At 66.8% G+C, this 1,980-nt stretch carries 2 protein-coding genes; one reads left to right on the forward strand and one right to left on the reverse strand.

The annotated features are described in order from the left end of the window. Positions 1-18: 18 nt before the first annotated feature. Entirely contained in the window at positions 19-753 is a 735-nt protein-coding gene (locus DD1DGNOD_RS23630) for a phosphoglyceromutase (protein WP_131768605.1), read from the reverse strand. A gap of 592 nt (positions 754-1,345) precedes the next feature. Between DD1DGNOD_RS23630 and DD1DGNOD_RS23635 the strand changes: the two genes are divergently transcribed. After that, positions 1,346-1,861: a Fur family transcriptional regulator gene (locus DD1DGNOD_RS23635; RefSeq protein WP_131768606.1), complete on the forward strand. Its 516-nt coding sequence runs from the start codon at positions 1,346-1,348 to the stop codon at positions 1,859-1,861. Positions 1,862-1,980: the final 119 nt, after the last annotated feature.

Raw genomic sequence — 1,980 nt, forward strand, 5'->3', positions numbered from 1 at the left:
CTTCTTACCTGGCGTCCGCTACTTCTTACCTTGTGCGGCCACGGCGGCGGCGGCCCTTGCCGCCTCCTCCGGATCCAGATATGCCGAACTCACCACACGCAGATCGCCGTCCAGCTCGTAACACAGCGGGATGCCGGTGGGGATGTTCAGGCCGGCGATGTCGCTGTCGCTGATCCCGTCCAGATGTTTGACCAGCGCGCGCAGCGAGTTGCCGTGGGCCGCGACGAGCACGACCTTCCCGCGCCGCAGATCCGGCACGATCGCGTCATACCAGTACGGCAGCATCCGGACCACCACGTCCTTGAGGCACTCGGTTGTCGGGATGACATCCGGCGGCAGGTCGGCGTAGCGCTCGTCCACACCACTGACCTGACCGGACCCGATGGGCGGCGGTGGCGTGTCATAGGAACGGCGCCACAGCATGAACTTCTCCTCGCCGTACTCGGCGAGTGTCTCGGCCTTGTTGAGCCCCTGCAGGCCGCCGTAGTGCCGTTCGTTCAGGCGCCAGGAGCGGTGCACAGGGATCCATGTCCGTCCAGCCGCGTCGAGCGCGATCCAGGCGGTGCGGATCGCCCGCAGCAACAGCGACGTGTGCACCACGTCCGGCAGCGCACCCGCGTCGCGGAGCAGCTCACCGCCGCGGGTTGCCTCCTTGAGGCCCTTTTCGGAAAGATCGACATCCACCCAGCCGGTGAACAGGTTTTCTCGGTTCCACGTGCTCTCGCCGTGGCGGAGCAGAACGAGCGTCGGCATGACTTCGATCCTGCCGTAACCCACCCGCCCGATGCGGCTGGATCGGGCGTGGCGGACTTACCCGGGACGCCTTCGGAGCCGATTCGACCTGAACGTGCAGTCCTTCACCGCTGCATGCCGGTACACCCGACCCCGATCAACCGGTCCGGATGAACCAGACCGGATCGACCACGTCAAAAAGAGACCTCCGGGCGCTTCCACCGCCCACAGCAGGGACGACGGGCCGTCGGGACCAGCGACGACGCCCGGAGGTCCGGTGCCTGTCTGGTTCTCGCCGGTGCCGGTGCCCGCAGGTCACCCGGCAGGGTGAGGACCACAAGACCGGCTAGCGGACAGTCACCTCACGAGTCCGTTTATCACACAAAACTGGACCACCTCCCTTCTCGTGTACGGACAACGCTACGGTGGCCCAGGCGGACTCGGCAACCGCTTTTCCCCCACCAAGCGCCAGGGCGTTCCAAGCGGGTCCCGTACGGTGCGAAGTGACGGATGCGCAACGATCGATCCTGGGGTTCGGGCAGTCACGGCAGCAGTGCAGCGGGGTACCGTCGGCTCGATCGAAGATCTACCGAACAGACCCTAGACTGTTCCCATGGCGGTGGACGTCGCGGGTGGCCGGGAGGGCCAAAGGCGGCGTGATCATGCCTCTGGCACACTGCCAGAGGCCCAGGTCTCCGGGTCAGTAGAGGGTAACTGGCAGACGCAGCTGCGTTCCCGGGGCTACCGTCTCACGCCGCAACGCCAACTGGTTCTCGAAGCAGTCGCCCGGCTCGGCCATGCCACCCCCGAGGAGATCGTCACAGAGGTCCGCCGCACCGCGGGCGGGGTCAACATCTCGACGGTGTACCGCACCCTGGACCTTCTCGAGGAACTCGAGCTTGTCTCGCACGCCCACCTCGGTCACGGCGCGCCGACCTACCACGCTGCCAGCCTCGCCGAACACGTCCATCTGGTCTGTGGAAGCTGCGGCAAGGTACAGGAGATCCCTTCAGACGTACTGGCCGACCTGGTCACCCGGCTGCGGGACGACCTCGGCTTTTCCGTTGACGTCAGCCACGTCGCACTTGCCGGCCGGTGCGGGAACTGTACGGACCCGGGTTCTGGTTGAACAGTCCATGACCGCCGATTCCACCGCCACGCCCGCAACCGGCGCCCAGCCGCTCGTGCCCGGCGACCCGGGCGACGGCCCCCGTTACCGCTCACCGCTACTGGCCGTCGCCGACGCTG

The organism is Candidatus Protofrankia californiensis, assembly GCF_900634765.1.
Classification (GTDB): Bacteria; Actinomycetota; Actinomycetes; order Frankiales; family Frankiaceae; genus Protofrankia; species Protofrankia californiensis.

Coding starts and splice junctions, on each gene's coding strand:
- DD1DGNOD_RS23630 (WP_131768605.1), bottom strand. CDS start 753: ATGCCGACGCTCGTTCTGCTCCGCCACGGCGAGAGCACGTGGAACCGA.
- DD1DGNOD_RS23635 (WP_131768606.1), top strand. CDS start 1,346: ATGGCGGTGGACGTCGCGGGTGGCCGGGAGGGCCAAAGGCGGCGTGAT.